The organism is Desemzia sp. FAM 23989 (assembly GCF_045528345.1).
Classification (GTDB): Bacteria; Bacillota; Bacilli; order Lactobacillales; family Carnobacteriaceae; genus Desemzia.
Genome location: NZ_JBGQQT010000051.1, coordinates 1 through 1,326 on the forward strand (window position 1 = coordinate 1; position 1,326 = coordinate 1,326).

Consider the following 1,326-nt stretch of genomic DNA (forward strand, 5'->3'; position numbering starts at 1 on the left):
AAAAAAATCGAATGCTTACGCAAAGGATGACTATTTCCAGAAAATTTTGCTTATTTAGCTGATTCCATTAGCATCCAACAACAACGTTTTATTGTAGTCAATTGGGCACTAAAAGTTCAATCCATTTTTCTGCAGGTTGAAATAGGAGGTAACGAAAAAGTCGTTTAATTTGGAAAATAGACTGTCCAGTCTTTGTTTCTAACTGAATCAAATAGGTTAGTAAACTGGCAATCAAGGCTAAAATCAATTGATTTACGACTCCCTGTTCGCTTCTTGAAAAAAACTTTTTGATTGTCATATGCTGTTTAATGTGTTTGAAGAACAGTTCTATTTGCCAACGAGCTTTATACATTTCTGCAATTTCAGCAGAGGAACAGTCAAAACGATTCGTGATGAACTGAAGAACTTTCCCTTTTTGATCTTGAATAGTCACTAAACGAAATCGGGAAGTTAGATAGTTTTGAGCACCTAATGCGACCAATTGGTCGCTGATAATAGAGTCTTCTTTGGAAGCTGCTAATGTTTCCAAAACATGAACTTTTGTATTCTTTTTGATTCTCGTCACAAAGAAATAACCATTCCAGTGCATTTTATCCATTCGTTCGAAATCTAGGTAACCACGATCGAATACATAAGTTGCCTCAGGTTGATTGACCAACACTTCCAACTGGTTTGTATCATGTTCAATCGCATTAGTTAGTGTAAAATCATCTGGATAAAGATGGTCATTATCCATAAAGCAGAGTTTTAAGTGAAGCTTAACTCCTGATTTCGTTTTACGAAAATCAGCCCATTGATAAAGATTTTGATTCAATGAAAAGGTCGAAGAGTCAATTAAATAGAGACTATTTCGCTTATCCACGGGCATTTTCTTTTTAACCTGACTGAGAAGCTGGTAAAAAATAGCTAAAAGAATTTCTGAATCCATTTTGGGAAGAACTCTAGAAAGCTGAGAATAACTGATGCTTTCAATCCCAATCTCTTTTTGAAGTTCTTTGGAAACAAAAGCAGTATCCATATCTCTGAGACTTTCTTTCTCTTCATTGATCGCATGAAGAAAAAGCTGCAGAGCTCGAAAGAAACTAAGTTTCTTATGGTATTTATCAAAGGCAAAAACCTTTTCACGAATAGGAATCGGTAATTTTTCTAACTTAATTGCCGAAAACCATTTATTAAAAGCAGAATTTAGTTTATACTTATCCATAAGTTGGGTCCTTTTTATTGGTCTTGGATAAGTCATCCAAGTTCAGTATAAAGGACTTTTTTGCATATTGGAATAGGATACATAACATTGTGAAACATATTATGTTTCATGCAACACTAGTG

General features: G+C 34.2%; 1 protein-coding gene. It reads right to left on the bottom strand.

Translation table 11 applies throughout. The annotated features are described in order from the left end of the window. Positions 1 to 97: 97 nt before the first annotated feature. On the bottom strand, positions 98 to 1,204 hold the full coding sequence (locus ACEN36_RS12975) for an IS4 family transposase (protein WP_079650520.1): 1,107 nt from the start codon (positions 1,202 to 1,204) through the stop codon (positions 98 to 100). Positions 1,205 to 1,326: the final 122 nt, after the last annotated feature.

What these genes read in the sequence shown, in the direction of transcription:
- ACEN36_RS12975 (WP_079650520.1), bottom strand. Translation starts at nt 1,204, where the DNA reads ATGGATAAGTATAAACTAAATTCTGCTTTTAATAAATGGTTTTCGGCA.